The sequence below is a fragment of the Arachnia propionica genome (assembly GCF_003859805.1).
GTDB lineage: Bacteria > Actinomycetota > Actinomycetes > Propionibacteriales > Propionibacteriaceae > Arachnia > Arachnia propionica_C.
The window spans coordinates 25,060-49,167 of record NZ_RQZG01000018.1; the positions used below are offsets into that span (position 1 = coordinate 25,060).

Annotated in this window: 16 protein-coding genes and 1 CRISPR repeat array (1 of these 17 only partly in view); of the genes, 7 read left to right on the forward strand and 9 right to left on the reverse strand. The window is 69.1% G+C overall.

All coding sequences use genetic code 11. The annotated features are described in order from the left end of the window. Window positions 1–145 precede the first annotated feature (145 nt). The 3 genes from EII34_RS13265 to EII34_RS13275 are packed head-to-tail and all read right to left on the reverse strand — an operon-like array spanning window position 146 to window position 5,684. Entirely contained in the window at window positions 146–901 is a 756-nt protein-coding gene (locus EII34_RS13265) for a hypothetical protein (RefSeq protein WP_124845650.1), read from the reverse strand. Next, on the reverse strand, window positions 898–3,126 hold the full coding sequence (locus tag EII34_RS13270) for a hypothetical protein (protein WP_124845651.1): 2,229 nt from the start codon (window positions 3,124–3,126) through the stop codon (window positions 898–900). The genes EII34_RS13265 and EII34_RS13270 overlap by 4 nt, the downstream gene beginning before the upstream one ends. Next, window positions 3,123–5,684 (reverse strand): hypothetical protein, encoded by a 2,562-nt coding sequence (locus EII34_RS13275; RefSeq protein ID WP_124845652.1) that lies wholly within the window; start codon window positions 5,682–5,684, stop codon window positions 3,123–3,125. The genes EII34_RS13270 and EII34_RS13275 overlap by 4 nt, the downstream gene beginning before the upstream one ends. A gap of 451 nt (window positions 5,685–6,135) precedes the next feature. Between EII34_RS13275 and EII34_RS13280 the strand changes: the two genes are divergently transcribed. Genes EII34_RS13280 through EII34_RS13295 form a run of 4 tightly spaced genes read left to right on the forward strand, consistent with a single transcriptional unit; the run spans window position 6,136 to window position 10,562 of the window. After that, entirely contained in the window at window positions 6,136–6,915 is a 780-nt protein-coding gene (locus EII34_RS13280; protein WP_124845653.1) for a FecCD family ABC transporter permease, read from the forward strand. After that, complete coding sequence (locus EII34_RS13285) at window positions 6,912–7,949, forward strand: FecCD family ABC transporter permease (RefSeq protein WP_124845654.1); 1,038 nt, start codon at window positions 6,912–6,914, stop codon at window positions 7,947–7,949. Before EII34_RS13280 ends, EII34_RS13285 begins: the two co-directional genes overlap by 4 nt. Window positions 7,950–7,951: 2 nt before the next feature. Beyond that, complete coding sequence (locus EII34_RS13290; RefSeq protein WP_124845733.1) at window positions 7,952–8,752, forward strand: ABC transporter ATP-binding protein; 801 nt, start codon at window positions 7,952–7,954, stop codon at window positions 8,750–8,752. A 1-nt stretch (window position 8,753) separates the two neighbouring features. After that, on the forward strand, window positions 8,754–10,562 hold the full coding sequence (locus EII34_RS13295; protein ID WP_124845655.1) for an SIP domain-containing protein: 1,809 nt from the start codon (window positions 8,754–8,756) through the stop codon (window positions 10,560–10,562). Window positions 10,563–10,709: 147 nt separating this feature from the next. Here EII34_RS13295 and EII34_RS13300 read toward each other — a convergent pair whose 3' ends face one another. From EII34_RS13300 to EII34_RS16835, 6 genes are all read right to left on the reverse strand, one after another. Next, window positions 10,710–12,227 (reverse strand): potassium/proton antiporter, encoded by a 1,518-nt coding sequence (locus EII34_RS13300; protein ID WP_124845656.1) that lies wholly within the window; start codon window positions 12,225–12,227, stop codon window positions 10,710–10,712. A gap of 486 nt (window positions 12,228–12,713) precedes the next feature. Then, window positions 12,714–12,941, reverse strand: coding sequence for a hypothetical protein (locus EII34_RS13305; RefSeq protein ID WP_124845657.1), 228 nt, complete (start codon window positions 12,939–12,941; stop codon window positions 12,714–12,716). Between the two features lie 76 nt (window positions 12,942–13,017). Then, window positions 13,018–14,961: an ABC transporter ATP-binding protein gene (locus EII34_RS13310; protein WP_124845658.1), complete on the reverse strand. Its 1,944-nt coding sequence runs from the start codon at window positions 14,959–14,961 to the stop codon at window positions 13,018–13,020. Continuing rightward, entirely contained in the window at window positions 14,958–16,700 is a 1,743-nt protein-coding gene (locus EII34_RS13315; protein ID WP_124845659.1) for an ABC transporter ATP-binding protein, read from the reverse strand. Before EII34_RS13315 ends, EII34_RS13310 begins: the two co-directional genes overlap by 4 nt. Continuing rightward, window positions 16,700–17,293, reverse strand: a complete 594-nt coding sequence (locus tag EII34_RS13320) for a TetR/AcrR family transcriptional regulator (RefSeq protein ID WP_148092634.1) — start codon at window positions 17,291–17,293, stop codon at window positions 16,700–16,702. The genes EII34_RS13315 and EII34_RS13320 overlap by 1 nt, the downstream gene beginning before the upstream one ends. 31 nt (window positions 17,294–17,324) lie before the next feature. After that, a complete protein-coding gene (locus tag EII34_RS16835; protein ID WP_395858092.1) occupies window positions 17,325–17,468 on the reverse strand; it encodes a helix-turn-helix domain-containing protein in 144 nt (47 codons plus the stop codon). Here EII34_RS16835 and EII34_RS13330 point away from each other — a divergent pair. The 3 genes from EII34_RS13330 to EII34_RS13340 all read left to right on the forward strand — a co-directional run bounded on the left by EII34_RS13330 (window position 17,415) and on the right by EII34_RS13340 (window position 19,009). Further along, on the forward strand, window positions 17,415–18,128 hold the full coding sequence (locus EII34_RS13330; protein ID WP_260425157.1) for an ATP-binding cassette domain-containing protein: 714 nt from the start codon (window positions 17,415–17,417) through the stop codon (window positions 18,126–18,128). The two genes, EII34_RS16835 and EII34_RS13330, sit on opposite strands and share 54 nt — an antisense overlap. A gap of 118 nt (window positions 18,129–18,246) precedes the next feature. Next, window positions 18,247–18,510: a hypothetical protein gene (locus EII34_RS13335; RefSeq protein ID WP_124845663.1), complete on the forward strand. Its 264-nt coding sequence runs from the start codon at window positions 18,247–18,249 to the stop codon at window positions 18,508–18,510. 31 nt (window positions 18,511–18,541) lie between these two features. Continuing rightward, complete coding sequence (locus tag EII34_RS13340; protein ID WP_124845664.1) at window positions 18,542–19,009, forward strand: hypothetical protein; 468 nt, start codon at window positions 18,542–18,544, stop codon at window positions 19,007–19,009. 222 nt (window positions 19,010–19,231) lie between these two features. Continuing rightward, window positions 19,232–24,108: direct repeats of the CRISPR family, unit length 28 nt; unit sequence GGATCATCCCCGCTGGTGCGGGGAACAT; it runs 584 nt beyond the window's last position.

The following is a 24,108-nucleotide window of genomic DNA, read 5'->3' on the forward strand; positions in this document are numbered from 1 at the left end:
CACCGTGGAAGGAGAGAGGCAGCGGGGGGACTATTGTTTCCTATCTTACGGTTGTCAATGGTATCTGTCAAACACGCCTGGCGAGAGCATTGACGATCGCCCTGGCCGCCGCCGACTTCGCCCCGGGGCGTGCACCTTGCAGACGTCAGTCGCTCCTCCCCGGCCCGAAGGGTCTGCTCCTCCAGGTGGTCAATGCCTTCCGCCAGGTCAGGGCGAACTGTCGGGCGTCTCGTCGTCGCACCATGCTGAGAACCTCATCGGTTGCTGCCTCCAGTCTCGAATGATCGACGGGCTCGACAGCATGGAGGGCCGCGAGCGCCTCAGCGATGATCGAAGCCAAGGAAGGTTCCTGTGGCAGTTGTGAGAAGGCTTCGGGATGGCGACAAGCAGTGAGGTAGTGCTCCTGCCAACGTCGCTGTGGACGTGGCACGGCCAGCTCCCTCGTGCCCAGCCAGGCCCGCCAGAAACTGGAGCGCACGGGCAGCGCGAGGTCGTGGGCCACGATCAGCTCGTCGAGGAGAACCACGTGATGTGAGTCATGGCGTCGTCCTGAGTCGGCGACGCACCCAGCTCCCCACGTGGCCCCTCGGGACACAGCGACGCGAGCGAGGACAGCCAACTGTTCAGGATGGTGGCGAACTTCCCAGGCGAGCCAATGACCACCCCGCGCGAGAATCCGAAGGAACTGCCGGGGAGACCCATCGAGCAGCAGCACGACGAGCAGCGGACTGAGCCAGGTCCCCTCACGCAGGGAATCGGCGAGTGCGGGGATGGCAGTGTCAAGGCCAGCGGATGCAGCCCGTCGTTCCTCCGGCCCCAGGGCCTCGATGGTGGCCATCAACTCGTCGCTGGTCCCCGACGAGGCGAGCTGCCGGTACCGCTCAGGCGGCCAAGGGGTCACCGAAGTGCCTTGACGATCGCCCGGGCCGCTGCCGCCGACTTCGACCTGGCGCCACTGGCAGCCAGTGCCGCGACCTTCGGCAGCTCCGTCGGTTCCGGGACCGACGGGGCCAGGCGGGCCACCAGTTCCAGCAGGGGCGCGGCGCCCGGTGGGAGCCGGTCAGCCCCCGCGACCTGCTCCGCCATCACCGCCATGAGCGGCCACACCCCGGCCAGCCCGCCCTCGTCCGCGATCCGGGTCAGCAGCCAGACGATCCGCGCCACCGGCAGCGAGCCGTCGCCCGGCCAGGCGGCGGCCAGGCTCGCCCCGTCGAGACGTTCCTCATCCCAGGCCGTGAGCAGGGCCGCCGCGACGAGTTCCCGCAGCCCGGTGGGCACGGCTGCCGCCACCCGCAGCGCACACCCGGCCAGCGCCCCCGTGACGGGGCGGGCCAGATCCACCGCCCTCGCGCACCGCTCGGCGGCCTCCCCGGTCCGGTCCTGACCCAGATCGGTGTCGATCCGCCGGATGACGGGGCCGAGTCGCGCCGGACACAGCCACACCGCCTCCCCCTCGAAACCGAAATGGGTGGGTGGCGCATAACCGGCCCACTCGGGGACGAGACTGCGCTCCGCCGCCTCCCAGCCGTCGGCCCGCCACAGGGCGACGGCGTCAGCGAGGCTGCCCCCGCCGTCGAGAGGAACCGCCGGGCACTCGCCCGGCTCCCTGGGGTCCAGCCGGGACAGGGCGACGGCGACATCCGAGCGGATCAGGGGCTCCCCGGCCTCCGCCCAATCACGGGCCCGCGCGGCGACCTCCCCGATCTCCAGCCACGGCCGATCCGCGTGGGTCGTCGACAGCAGGCGGGGGATCCGCCCCAGCCGTGCCACGACGTCAGCCGCACGCAGCGCCGCCACCTGCTGGAACGGGCCGAGCCGCAGCCCGGCCATCGGGTCGCGGCCCCGGCTCCAGTGGTCCAGGACCGTCCACAGCGGATGCCTGGCACGGCGCCCGTCGAACTCCCGCCTGACCAAGGCGGAAACCTGCTCGGCGCCGTCGTCGTCGGCGGCGGCGACCAGCGCGTCGAGGACCCGGTCCACCTCGACGGGGAACGGGTGGGGATAGGCGCAGAGCCCCTGCAGCAGGATCGGGAGCTCCGGGTTCTCGGCGGCCGCGACGACCGCGGGAGGTCCCGACGGCGCGCGCCACAGCTCCGGTGCCGGTGTCGTCGGCGCCGGCTCCTGCCAGGACTCGAGCAGCGCCTGCGCGGCCCGCTGCACGTCGGGGGATCGGTCGTCGAGGAGGGCGGCGACGGTTCCGGTCAGGTCCGCCGTCGGGGAGGACAGGGAGCGGAGGCGCTCCAGCACCGCGAGTTTCGGCCCCTTCTCGCGTCTGACGAGGGTGTCGAGTGCCAGGACGCTGACCTGGTCGTCGTCGAGCTCCAGACCGAGCAGCGTGGTGCGCAGCCAGGTGGCGGGAGCCCCGGACAGCTGCGGCAGCAGCGTCAGCAGCCGATCGAGGTGCGGGCCCAGCAGGTGCCCGAGGTCCAGCAGGTCCAACCAGGTGATGGCGGGACGCGGATCCTTGTCGCGGCCCAGCGCCTCGACGAGCGCGGCGGCCAGCGTCTCGTCGTCCCAGGGCTCGACCTGCCGCAGCTCCGCGAGACGGTGCCGGATCTGATCGTGGTACTCCGCCTGCGTCCTCGTGGCTGACCACGGTGTGGTCAACAGATCGGGGAAGGAGCAGGTGGCAAGGAAGTTGCGTTCCCAGGCGCGGCCGGGGCTGGGCCAGTCGGCCTGAAAGCCGGGGTCGATGAGGAGGCCCGGGTGGTGCGGTTGCGGCAGGCCGACGTCGGCCAGCAGGTCCCGGACGAAGGGCGGGTTGAACGCGATCTCGTCGAGGGCCACCTCGACGAAGGCGGCCACCCAGTCCTTGCCCCGCGCCGCCAACTCGCGACGCACCAGCTCCAGCTGCTCGGGGGAGAGCCTGAGGAACCACCACGACGAGGTGGACGTGATCGCCTGCTGCACCGTGCCGTCGAGGTGGACGACGGCCAGGAGCAGATTCAGTCCCCGGTCGGGACGTCCGGACCTGTCAACGGCCTTCCGTAAGGCGGGGAGCGCCTTCGGCAGGCCCCGGGCGGCACCCGCACGCTCGTCGTCGAGGGTGGCGAGTCGCTCGGGGAGGTCGCGCCACGTGGTCTCGTCGAGCAGCTGGGTGAACCGCTCGGTCCGCCAGGTGCTCATCGGAGGGCCTTCGTGAGGGCCTGGGCGGCGGCGATGGCCTTGGACTTGCCCTTGCGGGCGGCGAGCGTGGCGACGGTGGGCAGGGCGACCGGAACCCCGGCGGCCTGGACCTCGGGTAGGAGGGCGAGGACGATCTCCAGCACGGTGCCGACGGCGGCCGTCAGTTTCTCCGCCCCGGCGACCTCCTCCGCGACGGCCACGAGCAGCGGCCACACCAGCGCCAGCCCGCCGAGCTCGGCGACCTGCCGGCACGTGGCTGCGAGTTTCGCCGGGGACAGCGGCCAGCCGTCGCGCAGGTCGTGGTCGAGGGCCCGGACCAGGTCGTCGGCCGTGACCGCGCCCCGGTCCCACGCCTCGAGGAGCGCCCGCGCCATGAACGCACGCTGATCGGCAGGAATGTCCGACGCGGTGGAGAGCGCGGCGAAGCTGAGCAGGGGAGAGAAGCGCGACGACACCTCGGCGACGCTGACGAACGTCCCCACGAACGCCGGCCAGAACCCGTGGTTCTCGGCCACGATGTTGGTCTCCGGGCGATGGAGATGGTGCGGCATGAGCGCCAGGGTCCAGTCCTCCTCACCGCTGGCCCCGCTGTGTCCGGAGTCGTAGTCCTCGTCCCAGGCGGTGGAAAGCCCGAGCAGGCGGTGGGTCGTCGCCTCGTTCCCGCGGGCCACCAGGCGGGGGCGCGCATCCTCCTGGGGAGGGTCCTGGATCTCGAGGCTGGGGGGAGCTGCGGGGGTGGTCAGCCAGGCGGCGAGCACCTCGTCGAGGCCGGAGTCCACGCCCTCGATGGGCAGGGAGAAGGGGGAGAGGTCGGCGGGGGCGGCCTGAGGGTCGAGCCTCCCCAGCGTCACCGCGACATCCGCTGCCAGGGCCGCGCAGTCGGCGTCGCGGTACTGGGCGACGCGGTCCTGGAGAGCCTGCCAGGACAGCCGCATCATCGCCTCGTCCGGGGTGGACAGGACCGTCGGGACCCGGCCGAGGCCGTCCAGCAGGGAGAGCACCCGCTGGTTGTTGAGCTCCCCGAGGGGATAGCTGGTGTGGGGGTCGCCGGGGCGGTCGCTTTCGAGGGGGTTCGCCAGGTGGTCGTTGGCCCACAGCCACAGCAATCTCAAGAGGGACAGGTTGATGCTGCTGGGACTTTCGATGTCGGCGCGGATGGCGTCGACGACGACGTCACGGCCGCGTGCGGCGGCGGTGATGACGAGCTCGGCCAGCCGGAACTCCGAGGGCTCGGGGTCGAGGCTCCACGTGATGCCGAGGAGGGTCTCGTGGAGGGACGGCTCGTCGAGCACCCGTGGTTGCCAGGCGGGTGGCTCGGGGGCGGCCCCGGTGGGTTCCCGCCACAGCCCGTGGACGACGGTCGCCGTCGCGTCACGGCCCCAGGCGGCCAGGAGGTCCTTCCCGGCCTGGGCGATGCCGGGGTCGTCGTCGGCTGCGGCGACGTCGACCATCGCGACCAGTTCGTCGCTGGGTCGGGTGATGCGGGCGCAGGCGGCGAGGAGTGTGCGGCGCAGCGGTTTGCTGGTGCCCGACAGCACCGCCAACGCGACCTCCGTCAGCTCCGGATCCGTCAGCTCCGCCTTGAGCAGCTGGGTGACGAGGAAGGTCAGCGCCTTGGTGCGGGCGTTGTGGACGGCCGGGATGGCGATCCCCTTGTGCCGGGCCACGAGGTCGGTGAGGCCGAGCCCGGCGATCCAGTCCACCGCGTTGCGCTGCCAGGCGTGGAACTCGCCACGTTCGATGACCGCCAGGAGAGCCACGACGAGTTCGTCGCCCCGGAGGTCGTCGCCCAGGGCCTCGCGGATGCGCGGGGCCAGCTCGTCGATGCTGCCGTCGTGGGTGTTCTGCAGCGCGTCGGGCAGGCGGCAGGCCATGAGGAGGCGCTCCTGCCAGCGGTAACCCGGGCCGGGGACCGGCACGTCCCTCAGCCAGTTGATCCACAACGTCGGGGATTCCGGCAGGGGGAGGTGGTGGTGCTCGATGAGGAGGTCGGCCGCCCAGCACGCGTCGGCCGGGGCGCTCTTCGTGGCGGCACTCGCGACGAACCGCTCCGCCCAGTCGCGGGGCTGCGCGGTGAGGGCCTCGGCGACGCTGTCGGGCCGGAGCCGCTCGCTGCCGTACCTGGAGGAGAGCCGACCGATGGCCTTCACCACCTGGGCCGGGGTCGCGCCGAGTTCGATGAGCAGCACCACGCCCCAGCCGTCGCCCTCGTGAGGGGAACCGATCGGGAAGGGGCCGGGCTGGTGCCACTCCCGGCGTGGTGTGGCCTGGTGCCAGGTGGGTCGGGCGTCGGAGTCGTCGAGGAGGGCCTTCTTCAGCGCCTGGACGACGGCGGTGCGCTCGGCGGACATCGCGTCGAGCCGGGCGAGGATGAGGTCGTGGAGGTCCTTCTCGGAGGTCGGTGGCGGGTCGGCGGCGAAGATCTCGGCGAGGTTCACCCGGTCATCGTGGCAGATCCCGCGACCCCGTGCCAGCGCTTCCGGCGAGCGCTCCGCCCAGCCACGTCCGGTGAGTCGGGCACCCTCGCTCGACGGCTCCACCCCTTCTCTCACGTCCACCCCGCGTCCTCCCTGGTCGTGAATCGCCGTTCTGCCTGGTCGTGGAACCCGGCGGGGTCCTGCCGTCCTCACCTGCGATTCGTGCCCACGACGAGGACCTCGACGAGGCTTCCTCCCGCCTCACGTCCCAGCACCATGTGCCAGAGGTCTCGACACGGCCTCCAGCAAGCTCCGGTCTCGGCTCGACCAGCGACAAAAGGGAAGGGGACAGCACGAACCGTGGGCAAAAAGCCCGCTCAACGTCGACGGGCCCGGCGTCTTTCACCCGCGATTCGTGCTCGTGGCGACGGTGAGAAAACGGGACGGGAAAGAAGGCGCGGGGGCGCACGGTGCCTGGCGCGAGGCGTGGAGCAGGCGGAAAGTACCTGCTTCGTGACGGATCCTGCACGACCTTCCGGGTAAGGGAAGGCTAACTTGGAAGGCCGGTGGTCGGACAGGGAAAGGTCAACGGATGGCAGGACAGGACGCGCCCCGGGTGCGTCGCGGCCTCGGGCTGCTGCTCATCCTCGCCGCCCTGCTGCTCTCGCTGCTGCTCAGCCTCATGGTCGGTTCCACCATGCATCCCCTGGGCGAGACCTGGCGGGGCCTCATCCACCCCGACGACTCCCAGGCATCGGTCATCGTGTGGAGCCTCCGGGTGCCCAGGACCGTGCTGGCGGTCGTCGTCGGCATCGCCTACGGGATCGCCGGGGCCCTCATCCAGGCCATCACCCGCAACCCCCTGGCCGACACCGGCATCCTCGGGGTCAACGCCGGCGCCGGATTCGCCGTCACCCTGGGCGTGGCCTGCTTCGGGGCCGCCGGTCACACCGCCTTCATGTGGTGGGCGATGGCCGGTGCCCTGGTGACGACGGTTCTGGTGCACCTCATCGGCAGCGGTGGCCGCCTCGATGCCTCCCCCGTCACCCTCGTGCTGGCGGGCGTGGCCCTGGGTGCGGTGCTCGGCGTCGTCGCGGTGACCCTCCTCGCCGGGACCGCCACCGCGTTGACCGGCGGCATCGGTTTCGTCGGGCTGATGGTGCCGCACGTGGTCAGGTGGTTCACCGGCCCCGACCAGCGCTGGGTGCTGGCCTGCTCCGCACTGTCGGCCCCCGTCCTCGTGGTGCTCTCCGACGTGCTCGGCCGCGTCATCGTGCCCAGCGGTGAGCTGCAGGTCGGCATCGTGACCGCCATCCTCGGTGCCCCGGTGCTCATCGTCCTGGTCCGACGGCGGAGGGTGAGTGGCCTGTGATCGACTTCGGCTACGCCCACCGCACCCTCGCCGGGCAACGGTTCGCGCTGCGCAGTGCCGGGGTGAACCTGGGGCTCGCCACCTCGGCCGTGATGCTCGTCGTGCTCGCGATGGGGCTGGGGGAGTTCCCCGTCACCCCCGCTGAGGTGGTCACCGTCGCAACCGGTGGCGGTGACGAGTTCACCCGGCTCGTCGTGGTGGAATGGCGACTCCCCATCGCCCTGGCCGCCCTGGTCCTCGGGGCACTGCTCGGGTTGGGTGGGGCGATCTTCCAGTCGTTGACCCGCAACCCGCTGGGCTCCCCCGACATCATCGGCTTCGACGCCGGGGCCCACACCGCGGTGCTGGTGGCGATGCTGGTGTTCCGGATCCGCGACCACTGGGGTATCGCGGCGGTCTCCATCCTGGGTGGCCTCGTCGCCGCACTGCTGGTCCACGCGCTGGCCTTCAGGCGTGGCCTGCTCGGGTTCCGGCTCATCATCGTCGGCATCGCCCTGTCCGCGATGCTGGGCTCGGTCAACTCCCACCTCATCACCCGTGCCGATGTGAGCGACGCGATGTCCGTCGGGTTCTGGGCCGCGGGTACCCTCAGCCGTTCCAGCTGGGTCACCATCACCCCCGTCATCATCCTCGCCGTCCTGCTGACAGGCGCGGTGGCGCTGCTGGCACCGTCGCTCAGGCAGCAGGAACTCGGCGACGACGCCGCCGTCGCCCACGGGGTGCGGCTCACCCGGGACCGGTTCCTGCTGATCGTCCTCGGGGTCGCGACCACCGCCGTCGTCACCGCCGCCGCCGGCCCCATCGGATTCATCGCCCTGGCCGCCCCGCAGATGGCGCGACGCCTGGCCCGTACCCCCAGCGTCGCCCTCAGCGCCTCCGCCTGCACGGGGGCGGCGCTGCTCAGCCTGGCCCACTGCTGCTCCGTGGCACTCGGGATGATCGGCCGGGCCATCCCCGTCGGCCTGGTGACGGTGTGCCTGGGTGGTTGCTACTTCATCGTCCTGCTGGTGCAACAGACTCGGAGGGGACTGTGACCATGACCCGACTCGCGGCGCGACGAGCCACCATCGGCTACGACGACCACGTCGTGGCCCGCGACCTGGACGTCGAGATCCCGGCCGACTCGTTCACCGCCATCATCGGGCCGAACGCGTGCGGCAAGTCGACGCTGCTGCGGGCCCTGGCGCGGGTGCTGAGACCGAGCAGCGGCAGCATCATCCTCGACGGTGCCAACATCCGCAGCCACCCGGCGAAGGAGGTGGCCAGACGATTGGGGCTGCTGCCGCAGAGCTCCATCGCGCCCGACGGCATCCGGGTCGCCAACCTGGTCGCCCGCGGCCGGTTCCCGCACCAGGGATGGCTGCGGCAGTGGGGACCCGACGACGAGACCGCCGTCGCCCAGGCCCTGGCCGCGACCCGCACCACGGACCTGTCCGGCCGACTCGTCGACGAACTCTCCGGCGGGCAGCGGCAACGGGTGTGGGTGGCGATGCTCCTGGCGCAACGCACGAGACTGCTGCTGCTGGACGAGCCCACCACCTTCCTCGACATCGCCCACCAGTACGAGCTGCTGGGCCTGTTCCGGCGGCTCCACCGCGACGGACACACCGTCGTGGTGGTGCTGCACGACCTCAACCAGGCGGCCCGCTACGCCGACCACCTCATCGTCATGCACGACGGTGCGGTGGTCGCCACCGGGGCGCCTGACGAGGTGCTGACCGCCGACCTCGTGGGGGAGGTCTTCGGGCTGGAGTGCCTGGTGGTCCCCGATCCCGTCACGGGTTCCCCGACCGTCGTCCCCCTCGACACCGACCACGACACGACACGTGAGGACTGACATGGCACATTCACTGCGAAGCATCGACATCTACCCCATCCACATCCGCGAACTCGAGGTGTTGCGGGTCAGCGACGTCACCCCGGGGATGCGACGCGTCACCCTCGGCGGTGAGGGCCTCACGGCGCACGTCGCCGACAACGGGTTCGAGGTGGGGGCGTTCCGCTCCGACGGGTTCGACGACGAGTTCAAGCTGTTCTTCACCCACCCCGACCTGACCGAACCCCTGCTGCCGACCCAGGGTGACGGGCGGCTGGTGTGGCCCCACGACGAGAAGCTGTGGTTCCGCACCTACACCGTGCGCCGGTTCGACCCGGTGGCGGGTGAGGTGGACGTCGACTTCGTGCGGCACGGCGTCGGGGTGGCCTCCACCTGGGCCGGCCGGGTGCAGCCGGGCGAGCGCATCCACGTCGCAGGTCCGAAGTCGTCGGCGGGACACCCCGAGGGGGTGGACTGGACCTTGGTGGCGGGTGATGAGACGGCGCTGCCCGCGATCGGCCGGTGGCTGGAGCAGTGGCCCGACGGGGCCAGGGGCCAGGTGTTCATCGAGGTCGCCGAGGACTCGCACCGGCAGGACCTGGTGGTGCCCGACGGGGTCGAGGTGACGTGGCTGAGCCGCCACGGCGCGGCCCCCGGCACGACGGACCTGCTGTTCGACGCGATCCGGGCAGCCGACTGGTGGCCGGGATCGGTGTTCGCCTGGGTGGCGGGGGAGACGCTGACCCTCACCCCGATCCGACGCTGGTTGCGCAACGAGAAGCAGCTGGGGCGCGACGCGGTGGAGGTGACCGGGTACTGGCGGCGGACGAAGGTCGTGGCCTCGGTCGAGGACCCGGCGATCCCGCAGCCGGAGGGGAGCGACGAGCACGAGCTGGATGAGCTGTGCGACCTGGTTCCCGGGTTCGCGGTGCGGGTCGGGGTCACCGTGGGTGTGTTCGACGCCCTGACGGACGGGCCGCTGCCGGTGGAGGTCCTCGCGCGGCGGATCGGGTGTGACCCGCGTGGGGTGGCCCTGCTGGCGGGCTACCTGGCCGCCGTCGGGCTGCTGGAGCACCAGGACAGCGGGTACGGGCTGACCGGGATGGGTGATCTGCTCACCGACGACTACTCGCGTGCGATGACGAACCTGGACTGGGCGATCGCCCACGACGAACTGGCGGGGCTGCTGTCGTTGCTGGCGGCGGTGCGCACCGGGGTGGGGGACCCCGAGCGGTGGTTCGGTGGTGAACCGTCGCGGGAACTGGCGAGTTCCCGGGTGATGGTCGCGGAGGAGGAGGCCGGCTACTACGCCGCGACCCTCGCGTCGAGTCCCCTGCTCGCCGGGATCGGGCGGCTGCTGATCTCCGGTGCCGCGGCCGGGGTCGTGGCGACGGCGCTGGTCGCGGCCCGTGACGACCTCGAGGTCGCGGTGCTGGCGGCCCCCAGCCAGTTGGAGGTGATGCAGGTCGATCATCCGCGGGTGACCCCCGTCCCGGGCAGTCCGCTCGGCATCCCGGAGGGTTTCGACGCGGTGCTGCTGCTCGGAGTGCTGGACGAGGTGCCGGATGCGGATGCCCTGCACATCCTGGGGCGGGCCCCTGGCGCGGTGTTCGTGTTCACCGATGTCGCGAGCGAGCACGACGAGGACGATGCGCATGACCTGGGGCACGGGCTCATCGAGTTCGCGCTCGGCAGGCCGGGGATGCGCACCGATGCCCAGTGGCGGGACCTGTTCGCCCGGGCCGGTCGTCAGGTGACCGGGCGGCTCAGCGTCGGTTGGGGGAACATGGTCTACCAGCTGGCCGAGGTCTCCTCCGCTCGGTCATGGTGAGGAGGTCGAGCAGACTGCCCGGTGGTGGCGGGTACCGCGTCGCCGATGGACCCCCATCTGGCCTCTTCCCGTGTGGCCACGGTCGTCTGCCTTCCATGCAACGTCGGAGTGATGAGGGTGCATCATCGCTCCGATGACATGGATGGTTCACTCGTCACCGAGGAGCCGACGGCGGTTGCGGCCGGAGATCAGCCACCGGGCGAGTGGGCCGTGCTGGTTGAGCAGGGTGAGGCGGGCCTGGACCAGCTCCACCAGCCCTGACTCGACCGCCATGAGCAGGTGGTCGCCGCCCTGGATGCGGAGTTCGGAGTCCGGGACGATGATCTGTTTGTCCCGCACCACCATCGACAGCACCGCGCCGTGGGGCAGCCGCAGATCGGTGCACCACATCCCCACCAGCTGACCCTTCCTCGGCACCGTGAACTGCACCAGGGAGGCGTTGATCCCCTCGAGCGGGGAGGAGTCGAAGGCCAGGGCCTGTGGGGAGATCGCATCCAGCACACCGGCCCAGCGGGCGAGTTTCGGCAGCAGCGGGGCCTGGATCAGGGTGAAGGTCGCCACCAGCAGGAAGATGACGTGGAACATCCGGGTGGCACCCGGCAGGTTCTGGGTGAGCGGGATCGTCGCCAGCATGATGGGCACCGCCCCGCGCATCCCGGCGGCGGAGATGAAGACCTGGGTCCGGAACCTCTCCCGGAAGGGGGCCAGGCACACCGCGACGGAGATGGGGCGGGCCAGGAACATCAGGGCTGAGCCGATGACCAGCGCGGGGATGATCGCGGCGGGCAGTTCCTTCGGGGAGGCGAGCAGACCCAGCAGCACGAACAGCATGATCTGGGACAGCCAGCCGAGGGATTCGGTGAAGCCTTCGGTGGAGGCGTGGTGGGGCAGGGCCTGGTTGCCGAGCCACAGCCCCGCCACGTACGCCGCGAGCAGCCCGGAGGCCTGCAGGGTTCCTGCCGTGGAGTAGGCGGTGAGTGCGATGGCCAGAGTCGCCAGCGGGTACAGTCCGGCGCTCGGCAGGGAGATCCGGTGCAGCAGCGACTGCCCGATCCTGGCGATCACCAGCCCGACGACGGCTCCTGCGGCCAGCTGGAACAACCCCGTCGTGATCATCGACGGGATGTCCATCTGGTCCCAGGCGTCCGAGACCACGACGGTGACGATGATGATGGCCGGGGGGTCGTTGACCCCCGACTCGCCCTCCAGGGTGGTGCGGACCCGGGCCTTCAGCGGTAGGCGTCGAAGGATCGCGAACACGGCGGCCGCGTCGGTGGAGGAGACCATCGCGGCCAGCAGGATGCCGGTGCGCACGTCCACGCCGAGCACCAGCACCGCGACGGTGGCGGCGACGGCGATGGAGACCAGCACCCCGACCGTGCCGAGCAGTCCCGATTTCCACGCGACGGGTCTGAACTCGGACCAGCGGGTGGTGAAGCCGCCGTCGAACAGCAGGACCGCCACCAGCAGGACGGAGATGTTGTAGGCCAGGCGGGCGTCGTCGAACCGGATGCCGAACCCGGCCTCCCCGATGATGAGCCCGATCCCCAGGTAGAGCAGCAGACCGGGCATCGAACTGCGCGACGAGACGCGCACCGCCACCACCCCGGCGAGGAGGACCCCGCAGGCGATGAGGACCGCCAGGTACATCTCCTGGTCACTCATCGCTCACCTCCCTCATCCGAGGGCCATTATCCCGTCTCGGTCAAGGAGGAGGCCAACTGCGCTTCGCGGGAGTCCGGCAGCGCATCAACTCGTGGGCGTGTGGGTGCCCGGGCAACCGTCCCCACCGGCTCGCCTGTCTTGGATGCGGTTCGCCTGCCTTGTTCGGATTTGCCTGTCTTGGGTGCGGTTCGCCTGTCCTGACTTCAGCTCGCCTGTCTTGTTCGGAATTGCCTGTCTTATTGGGCAGGCAATTCGATTTTGGGCAGGCGTTTCCTCCTCAAGGCAGGCAAACCCGTCACAAGGCAGGCGAAACCACAGGGTGGAGGTGGCAAGGTTGATGGGTGGAGGTGGGTGCAGGGTGGAGTGGAAGGCTCCCGGCAGGGTGTCAGTCCGATGCGTGGAGGGCTCCCACGGACCAGGGAGGCTTGTTCAGGGAACAGCGAGCCCTCCGGTCAAGGGCGTCTCAATCGCTTCCCCGAACAGCCCTCAGGGTGTCAGCACGATGCCGGGGAGGTCGGCCACTCCGGTGTCCGGCAGCTTCGGGGGTCTCCAGGGGTGGCGGTCACCCTCGGGCTGGTCCTCGCTGCCGTCGCAGATGTACCTGCCGTTGGCAGGGTCGCACGGATTGTCATCGGCCAGTGCCCAGTGGGGTGTGGCGACCATCCCCAGCAGGACCACGATGGTCGCCGTCGCCGACAGAGTTCTCCGACACATCTCAGTGACTCCTTCCGTGAGCACGGGGCTGCGTTGCCCTCACCTGCCCAACGTGTGGAGCCGCCGAAAGGTTCGATCACTCCTCCGCCTCGTCGAACTGCGACTGGTACAGCTCGAAGTAGCGGCCCTTCGCGGCCAGCAGGTCGTCGTGGGTGCCCTGCTCGACGATGTCACCGTCGGCCATCACCAGGATCAGGTCCGCGTCCTTGATGGTGGACAGCCGGTGCGCGATCACGAACGACGTGCGTCCCGTCCGGAGCGCCGACATGGCCTGCTGCAGCAGCAGCTCGGTGCGGGTGTCCACCGACGAGGTGGCCTCATCCAGGATCAGCAGCGCAGGCTCCGACAGGAACGCCCTGGCGATGGTGATGAGCTGCTTCTCGCCCGCGGAGACGTTGCTGCCCTCCTCGTCGATCACCGTGTCGTAGCCCTCCGGCAGGGAGTGCACGAACCGGTCGACGAAGGCCGCCTTCGCCGCCGCCAGGATCTCTTCCTCGCTCGCGCCCGGTCTGCCGTACGCGATGTTCTCGCGGATCGTGCCGCCGAACAGCCACGTGTCCTGCAGCACCATCCCGATGTCAGCCCGAAGTCTCGCCCGGTCGACGGTGGCGATGTCCACCCCGTCCAGCAGGATCCGGCCCGCATCCAGGTCGTAGAACCGCATCAGCAGGTTCACCAGCGTGGTCTTGCCCGCCCCCGTCGGACCGACGATCGCCACCGTCTGACCGGGCTGCACCGCCAGGTTCAGGTCGCGGATCAGCGGCCTGCCCGGTGAGTACGAGAACGACACATGGTCGAAGACCACCTCGCCGCGCTCCACCTGCATCCCCCCTCCGGGCTCCGGGGTCATCTCCTCGGCGTCCAGCAGCTCGAAGACCCGCTCCGCCGAGGCCACCCCCGACTGCAGGATGTTCATCAACGACGCCAACTGCGTCAACGGCTGGGTGAACTGCCGCGAGTACTGGATGAAGGCCTGCACGTCGCCGATGTTCATCCCACCCGATGCCACCTGCAGGCCACCGAACACCGCGACCACCACGTAGTTGAGGTTCCCGACGAGGAACATCACGGGCATCAGGGCGGCGGAGAGGAACTGCGCCCCGAACGACGAGCGGTACAGCTCCTCGTTGCGGGCGTGGAAACTGGCCGCCACCTCGGCCTTGCGGCCGAACACCTTCACCAGCGAGTGCCCGGTGTAGGCCTCCTCGGCCTCGGAGTTCAGCTCTCCGGTCGCCTGCCACATCGCCGCGAAGTGCTTCTGCGAGCGCTTCATGATCAACGGCACCACCACCATCGACAACGGGATGGACACGATGGTCACCAGCGCCAGTGGCCACGAGATCCAGAGCATCATCAGCAGCACACCCAGCACCGTCAGCAGCGAGTTGAGGAACTGGGGCAGGGTCTGCTGGAAGGTCTGCTGGATGTTGTCGATGTCGTTGGTGGTGCGGCTCAGCAGCTCACCGCGGGGCTGCCGGTCGAAGTACGACAACGGCAGCCGCTCCAGCTTCGCCGCCACCTGGGTGCGCAACTGCTTCACCGACCGCTGCGCCGCCCCGATCAACAGGAAACTGCTGAGGTACGCGGCGATCCCGGCGATCACGTGGACGCCGACGACGATCAGCGCGACCAGGCCGATGGCGTGGAAGTCGATGCCCTGCCCCGGGGTGAAGTCGACGCGTCGCAGCATGTCGCCCATGCCGGACCCCTCGGCCGCCTCGATGGCCTGCTCCCTGGTGATCCCGGCGGGGGTGTTCTTGCCGATGATGCCCGCCAGCAGCAGATCCGTGGCGTGCCCCAGGATCTTCGGGCCGAGCGTGGACAGCACCACCGAGGCCACCGACAAGGCGACCGCGATGCCGACCACGACCCGTTGGGGACGCAACTGCCGCAGCAGCCGCCGCAGCGACGGACCGAGACTGGCCGCGGTCTCACCCGTGCCGCTCGGGCCGCCGGGGCCGTTCTGGATCCGGCCCGGGCCGTGCTTGGGGCGTTGTTTCGCGATGACAGGGCTGCTCATGCCGCCTCCTGGATGCCCAGCTGACTCTCGACGATCTCCTGGTAGGTGGGGTTGTCGGCCAGCAGTTCGTCGTGGGTGCCGCGTCCGACGATCCGGCCGTGCTCCAGCACGAGGATCTCGTCGGCGTCGCGGATGGTCGCCACCCGTTGCGCCACGATGAGCGTGGCGCGGTCCGCCGTCGCCGGGGCCAGGGCTGCACGCAGCCGGGCGTCGGTGACGACGTCGAGGGCGGAGAAGGAGTCGTCGAAGACGTTGACGGCCGCATCCTTGACCAGGGCGCGGGCGATCGACAGGCGTTGCCGCTGACCGCCCGAGACATTCGTCCCGCCCTGCGAGATCGGGGCCTCCAGACCACCGTCGAGGTCGGCGACGAAATCCGCGGCCTGGGCGATGCCGAGCGCCTCCCACATCTGCTCCTTTGTGGCCTCGGGGTTGCCGTGGCGCAGGTTCGAGGCGACGGTGCCGGAGAACAGGTAGGGCCGCTGTGGCACCAGGGCGATCCGCGCCCACAGGGTGTCAGGGTCGTGGTCGCGCACGTCCACGCCGTCGAGGAGCACCTGTCCGGAGGTCACGTCGAACAGGCGCGGGATGAGGTTGGTCAGCGTCGACTTGCCGGAGCCCGTCGAGCCGATGACGGCGGTGGTGCGGCCCGGCTCCAGGCGGAAACTGATGCGGTCCAGCACCGGCTCCGCGGCACCGGGGTAGGCGAAGGTGACGTCACGGAACTCGACGACCCCGCTCAGCTGCGACGGTGTCACCGGGGTGGTCGGTGCCGCGATGCTCGGGACGGTCTCCAGCACCTGGAGGATGCGGTCGGCGGAGACCGCGGCGCGCGGCGCCATGAACACCAGCATCGTCGACATCATCACCGAGATCAGGATCTGCATGAGGTAGGACAGGAAGGCCATCAGCTGTCCGATCTGGATGTCACCGCCGTCGACGCGGTGCCCGCCGAACCAGATCACCGCCACCTGGGAGAGGTTCATCACGAGGAACGCCAGTGGGAACAGCAGCACCATGAGGCGGGCGGCCCTCAAGGAGACGTCGTGGAGGGCGGTGTTGGCCCGGTCGAAACGGGCGGCCTCGTACTCCTCCCGGACGAAGGCACGTACCACCCGGATGCCGGTGATCTGCTCACGCAGCACCCGGTTCAGGCCGTCGAGACTGGTCTGCAACCGTTGGAACAGCGGGGCGACCTGCAGTACCAGGGTGGTCAGGGCCACACCCAGCACCACGACCCCCACCCCGATGATCCAGGACATCCCGGGGTCCTCGCGCCACGCCATGACGAACCCGCCGACCATCGTGATGGGGGCACCGACGAGCATGGTGAGGCTGGTCTGCACGATGCTCTGGATCTGCTGGACGTCATTGGTGGTGCGGGTCAGCAGTGAGGACGCGCCGAAGTGGCGCACCTCGGTGGTGGAGAAGTCGAGTGAGCGGTCGAAGACGTCCGCGCGCAGGTCGCGGGAGATGCGCATCGCGATCCGGACCCCGAACCAGATGGCCGTGATCTGGGCCACCGCCTGGACGAGTGAGAACACCAGCATCAGGGTGCCGGAGCGCCAGATGGCGGGGACGTCGCCGACGATCACGCCCTCGTCGATGATCCGGGCGTTGAGGGTGGGCAGGTACAGCGCCATCGCCGTCGCGATCACCTGGAGCACCAGCACAGCGGTGAGCGAACCCCAGTGTGGTCTGAGGTAGGTCAGGATCAGTCTGATCAGACGTGTCAGCATCAGGACTCCTTGCGGCGGGCGCCGTCGAGGGCGAGGCGGGTCAGCATCGCCGGGGAGGGCTGGTCGGGGCCGTGGTCGCTGTGGGCGTGCCCGAGCGCCAGGGTGAGCACGATGTGGGCGAACTCGGCGGGGGTGGGGACCAGTTCGGTCCCGAACGGGGTGAGGCGACGGCGGATCCAGGCCTTGAGGTCCGCGATGCGGTCACGCCACGTCTGCCAGGGCGTGCAGGCCGTGGTGTCGCGCGGGCTGGGGTCCTGGAAGGTCCCGGGATGCTTGAGCAGCTGCATGTTGGTGCGGGCGTAGTCGGCGATGGCGACGATGCAGCCCTCGACGGTGTCGTCGAGGGTGTGGGCCTCGGGCAGGTCCGCCAGGAGCGTGGCCAGCCGGGGCCCGGACAGCGTATCGGTGATGGTGGCGACGATGAGGTCGTCGCGGGTGGGGAAGACCCGGAACACGGTGCCCTCGGCGACCCCTGCGGCCTCGGCGACCTGCCTGGTGGTGACGTCGTGCCCGTGGTCGAGGATGAGGCGGTGGGTGACGGCGATCAGGGTCGCCCGTCGCTCGTCGGGAGGCATGGGGGTGGCGCGGGACATCACGTCGCCAAGTGTATGAGTGAGTCCTCACTCACTCAATTCGGGGAGTCGTGATCGCCGCATGTCGGCTCGGTGCCACACCGAAATGGGCTTTGAAGGCGCGGCGGAACGCACTCGGGTCGTGGTAGCCGACGCGGTGCGCGGCCACGTCGATCAGGACCCCGGCCCGGAGCATCCCGAGGGCCTGCACCAGTCGGTTCCTGGTGCGCCACTGCTGCAGGGTGCCGGCGGCGAGATGGTTGCTCGTCGGGTGACGGGGTCGGGGAAGTCGACACTGGCTCTCACCGTGGGAGGCATCCTGCGGCCCGGATCGGGGACGAGCCGGGTGGCGGCGCCGGGAGACCGGGTGCTGTCGGTGGCCCAGCAGGGACACGCGTTCGAGGGGACGCTGCGGGAGACCCTCACGCTGGCGGCACCCGGCTGCGATGATACGGGGATCGTCGCAGGGCTCCGGGAGATCGGGGCGGAGGTGCTGCTGCGGGAGTGCCCGGACGGGTTGGAGACCCGGCTCGGGGCGGGTCGGCATGCGTTGTCGTCGGCGATGGCGCAGTGCCTGGCACCGGCCAGGGTGCACCTGGCGGGGCCGGAGGTGGTCGTGCTGGACGAGGCGACGGCGGAGGCGGGCAGCGCGGACGCCCAGTGGCTGGAGGAGGTCGCGGAGGCGGTGCTGCGGGGGCGCTCGGCCCTGGTGGTGGCGCACCGGTTGTCGCAGGCGGCGGTCTGTGACCGGATCGTGGTGATGGCGAAGGGGCGGATCGTCGAGGAGGGGAGCCACGCCGAGTTGCTGGCGTCGCAGGGCCGCTATGCGGTGTTGTGGGAGATGTGGTTCGGGTGATGGGGACGGGGTGTCGGATCGGGTGTCCCCTATCCGGGGGACCGCCGGGGTCCGGCAGGGCATTGATCCTGACCCCGGGGCGACGTAGCGTGGACGGTTCATCCATCAGGAGTTGCTCGTGTCCCAGTTGTACCTCGTCGAGGTTGTCCCCGCCACCAGCCAGCCGACCTTGGCGACGGTGGCTGACGTCGATCACCGGGTCACCGATGCCGGGGCGCAGGTCGTCGAGGTGCAGGTCTCCGATGCCGGAGGACACATCATGGCGCTCATCGAGGCCGATGGGGCGGACGTCGTCGTGGATGCCCTCGACGGGTTGGAGGCCCAGGCGGTCTCGGTGCCGTCGTCGAGGGAGGGGACCGGCGGGAGTGGGAACGCGGCGTGACGGGGCACCGATCGGGGCGTAGGTTTGGCCCATGATCCTTGTGTATCGGGGCTGGGGCGGTGCGGGGCTGGGACTTCCGCTGCTGGGCGCGGGGGTTGGGCTGGCCTGTGCGTCCGGTCTCGGGGTGGGCACGCAGTGGTTCACGCTGGTCGCGGGGCTCGGGATCCTGCTGGGCGGGGTCGGCGCCTACCTGTTGGGGATGTGGCTGAACACGATGGGGCCGCGGCGCAGGGTCGCGGAGTTCGAGGCGTCGCGTCGCGCCCAGCTGCAGCAGCTGGTGGATGCGGGAGAGTTCCAGGTCTCGCCGGCGGCGCCTGACCCGTCGAGTCGTCGTGAGGGCCACGACCAGGTCGAGGCGTTGCTGGCCCGCGAGGTGCGCGACATCCGGCAGGCAACGAGCAACAACCACACCCTCTACGGCATCCCGATGCAGTTCTTCGGCCTCCTGGGAGTGGTCGTGGGAGTCGTGATCGTGGTCGCCGGGGTGATGGGCGGCTGAAGTCCTGCCGATTGCTCTCCGTCACTGCTCACAACGGACCGTGAGACAGCATTCCGTGGCGAGGCCGGGGGCAGTGTCCGATGAAGTTCTCCGTCCAAGTCTCGACCTGGCAGTCCTTCCGCTCTTGTGCTCCGGGTGTGAGCCACCGGAGGTGAAGAGCCAGTGGTGTTCCCGCAACGCGGGGAGCAACCTTGCGGCTGGTCTTTCGGAACCGGCCTTTCCTGTTCATCCCCGCTGGTGCGGGGAACATGGTCCCGCAGGGAAGCGCCGCCTGTCCAAGCTGGGATCATCCCCGCTGGTGCGGGGAACATTGGCAACCGTGGTGATGGCCAATATCCTAGGACGGATCATCCCCGCTGGTGCGGGGAACATCGATCCGCACCATCAAATGGGCCGCCGATCTCCGGATCATCCCCGCTGGTGCGGGGAACATGAGTTTCCAGTTGGTCAGGTCTTGCAGGTGGTGGGATCATCCCCGCTGGTGCGGGGAACATAAACAAGGGACTCACTGCTTGATGATCGATCCGGGATCATCCCCGCTGGTGCGGGGAACATCCCGTCGGGACGATTCGTCGCATTGGGGGAGGGGGATCATCCCCGCTGGTGCGGGGAACATCCCTGCCCCCGGTAGCGGCGCTTCCAGATCTTGGGATCATCCCCGCTGGTGCGGGGAACATTTGCCGGGGAAAACCCTGGAGTGGGCGGTGTGCGGATCATCCCCGCTGGTGCGGGGAACATACCACACCCGCCCACGGCTGCCTCTTGAGCCGCGGATCATCCCCGCTGGTGCGGGGAACATGCGAGGATGCTGCGGAACTGGTCCGCGATGCCCGGATCATCCCCGCTGGTGCGGGGAACATAGGCGCGCCGGGGCGAAAACCTCGGGGTTGCGGGGATCATCCCCGCTGGTGCGGGGAACATTGGATCAGTGTCTTGCTCGACTGATCCCGAGTGGGATCATCCCCGCTGGTGCGGGGAACATCCGGACTGGCTGGCGAACCTGAGACCATCACACGGATCATCCCCGCTGGTGCGGGGAACATCCGGACTGGCTGGCGAACCTGAGACCATCACACGGATCATCCCCGCTGGTGCGGGGAACATCGTCGCGTGTCGCCGGGAGCGCATGACCTGGCGGGATCATCCCCGCTGGTGCGGGGAACATACTCGGGCCGCGTGGCTGGGGTCGATGCGGGCGGGATCATCCCCGCTGGTGCGGGGAACATCTGCTGGACGGGGCCGGGCGCCTCATCCAGCGAGGATCATCCCCGCTGGTGCGGGGAACATTGCTCAAGTCGGGTAAGGAAATGTGCCTTCAGGGGATCATCCCCGCTGGTGCGGGGAACATGGTGAAGGTGCGCTATCGCACCCGCCCGCTGCCGGATCATCCCCGCTGGTGCGGGGAACATGGGCGCGTCACGATCGGGGAAGTGGTGGTCACCGGATCATCCCCGCTGGTGCGGGGAACATTGCCCCATACTGGCACCCCTCCCGGAGACACCCGGATCATCCCCGCTGGTGCGGGGAACATCAGAAGGCTCGGGTCCAGATCATGATGGGTCCTGGATCATCCCCGCTGGTGCGGGGAACATTACCTCTCGGTTACTGGTCATGTCGTCGGACATGGATCATCCCCGCTGGTGCGGGGAACATCCGGCATGGCTGTCAGACACGTTGTTGAATCGGGGATCATCCCCGCTGGTGCGGGGAACATGCCGGGCTGCTGGTCGGCGATCCAGACGTTGCGGGATCATCCCCGCTGGTGCGGGGAACATCGGAAATCCTCGGATGTATTTCAACGGGGACAAGGATCATCCCCGCTGGTGCGGGGAACATGTGGTGACGATGGGCTCGGTCACCGGATACGCCGGATCATCCCCGCTGGTGCGGGGAACATATGTCAAGCCTCCAAACTGTGCAAGTCGTGCACGGATCATCCCCGCTGGTGCGGGGAACATCGGGGAATGCCAACCGTGTCGGCCACCCAGTCCGGATCATCCCCGCTGGTGCGGGGAACATGACACCGCGGACATGAGTGGCGTCAAGCAGCAGGGATCATCCCCGCTGGTGCGGGGAACATCAATCCGATCCATCGGATGGCCGAGGCAAGGAGGGATCATCCCCGCTGGTGCGGGGAACATTCCCGAGCCCGCCTGGGGACACGAGTGGATGACGGATCATCCCCGCTGGTGCGGGGAACATATCGACCCAGGGGGAGTCGGTGAGCGGGATGCCGGATCATCCCCGCTGGTGCGGGGAACATTCAGCGATCTCGGCCTGAGAGGTCCCGTCGGCAGGATCATCCCCGCTGGTGCGGGGAACATAGGGCGGCGTACCGCTCGGCAGGATTCAGGTTGGGATCATCCCCGCTGGTGCGGGGAACATGTGACTCATGCGACCCTCACCATCACCAGCCCGGGATCATCCCCGCTGGTGCGGGGAACATTAGCCGACACCGGTTGCCTTCGCCAGCTTGCCGGGATCATCCCCGCTGGTGCGGGGAACATCCCCCGAGAGGGGAAGATCATCTACCACGTCGTCGGATCATCCCCGCTGGTGCGGGGAACATGCGGCCGCGTATCCGGCGCGGCGCGACCTGATCGGATCATCCCCGCTGGTGCGGGGAACATGGCTGACACCATTTCGGTCCATGAGCACCACCACGGATCATCCCCGCTGGTGCGGGGAACATGAAGACTACACCGGGGCAGAAATCGAGGAGGACGGATCATCCCCGCTGGTGCGGGGAACATATCGTCGGTCACGCCGAGCGCCAACACAAGGTGGGATCATCCCCGCTGGTGCGGGGAACATACCTGAGCAGCTACCCCGGATGGGGGTGAAACCGGATCATCCCCGCTGGTGCGGGGAACATCCACTCCGTCGGGGTGATCGTAATGAGGTTCCGGGATCATCCCCGCTGGTGCGGGGAACATGAGCCCGTGAGGGCTGGTTGCAGGCATGGGTCATGGATCATCCCCGCTGGTGCGGGGAACATGATGAAACACTCCCGGACCTTGTCCCGCGCTTCGGATCATCCCCGCTGGTGCGGGGAACATGTCGACCGGCTCGGCCGGACCCAGAACGCCACCGGATCATCCCCGCTGGTGCGGGGAACATCTGCAAGGCAGCTTCTCGGAGCTTCCCCATGTCGGATCATCCCCGCTGGTGCGGGGAACATGCTGGACGACAACTCACCAGCATCATCAACGACGGATCATCCCCGCTGGTGCGGGGAACATGTTGCTCGCGGTGGAGAATCCGATCCAGCACCGGGATCATCCCCGCTGGTGCGGGGAACATGGTCTGCCCCAACGGCGTCAACGCGGTGAGGGCGGATCATCCCCGCTGGTGCGGGGAACATCGCCATCAACACCCCCACCGAGGGGACCGAGGGGGATCATCCCCGCTGGTGCGGGGAACATGTCCAGCCACCCGGCAACGCCCTCGACATCAGCGGATCATCCCCGCTGGTGCGGGGAACATCAGGCCGATGACCTGCCCCATCATCTCCCTGAGGGATCATCCCCGCTGGTGCGGGGAACATCCTCCCGGCCACCGGCAGCACAGACACCATCCAGGATCATCCCCGCTGGTGCGGGGAACATCGCCTCAGTGAGGTGATGCAGCTTGTTGCGGAGGGATCATCCCCGCTGGTGCGGGGAACATGGGACATGTCTGTCCAAACCGTTGTCGAGACCGGGATCATCCCCGCTGGTGCGGGGAACATGCGGCGTCCGCTGCATCAACCCGCACGATGAGGGGATCATCCCCGCTGGTGCGGGGAACATTGCGTGCCGGGTTTCCTGTCGAGGCCGTGGCGCGGATCATCCCCGCTGGTGCGGGGAACATGGGAACGTCCGTCCACGCGTGGCTTGCGGATGCGGATCATCCCCGCTGGTGCGGGGAACATCCAATGATTGGCGCGACAGCAGAGGGGGAAATGGGATCATCCCCGCTGGTGCGGGGAACATCGACCCCTCACCATCAGGCTGCGCACCTGCTACGGATCATCCCCGCTGGTGCGGGGAACATCAACAACTCAAGAGGGGAGGTGAAACCGATGGAGGATCATCCCCGCTGGTGCGGGGAACATGCCCTCGAGCAGGCCGCGAAGGAGTCGAGAGGCGGATCATCCCCGCTGGTGCGGGGAACATTGCTGTGCGTTGCTGTCGTAGGAGTTTCCGACCGGATCATCCCCGCTGGTGCGGGGAACATGGCTGACACTATTTCGTCCATGAGCACCACCACGGATCATCCCCGCTGGTGCGGGGAACATTTGATCGCACCCCAGACATTCCCGGCATAAGTCGGATCATCCCCGCTGGTGCGGGGAACATGGCCGGGGCCGGTCAGCGATCAGGCGGCCGGGGGGATCATCCCCGCTGGTGCGGGGAACATGTCGAGCTGCACGCCGACACCGACGGGGGAGAACGGATCATCCCCGCTGGTGCGGGGAACATGCATCGCTGCTGACCTCCATCGGCTCCGCTGATGGATCATCCCCGCTGGTGCGGGGAACATATCAGGCGCGTCGTCGGCATCAACCAGCAGGAGGGATCATCCCCGCTGGTGCGGGGAACATCGAAGACCAAGCTGCTGAACGTCGGCACCAGGAGGATCATCCCCGCTGGTGCGGGGAACATCCCTTCGGGCGCGCCGCCCCCAGCTCACGCGTCGGATCATCCCCGCTGGTGCGGGGAACATAGGGTGTGCCCGCTCCACTGTCCGAGGAGCCGCGGATCATCCCCGCTGGTGCGGGGAACATCCGGTCGGGCCGTTTCGTCCTTACGAGAAATACGGATCATCCCCGCTGGTGCGGGGAACATACACTCAGTGGCACGCCACGCATCGCGGCGTCGGGATCATCCCCGCTGGTGCGGGGAACATGGGCAGGGCTGCGTCGCTCTGAGATCGCCACCCGGATCATCCCCGCTGGTGCGGGGAACATCCCCATCCCGACGTGCCCGCCGACCGGGCCGTCGGATCATCCCCGCTGGTGCGGGGAACATGCGGGTGGTCGTGCACGCGACCTTGCCCACCGGGGATCATCCCCGCTGGTGCGGGGAACATTACGACGCCATCGTCGAGAACGTGGA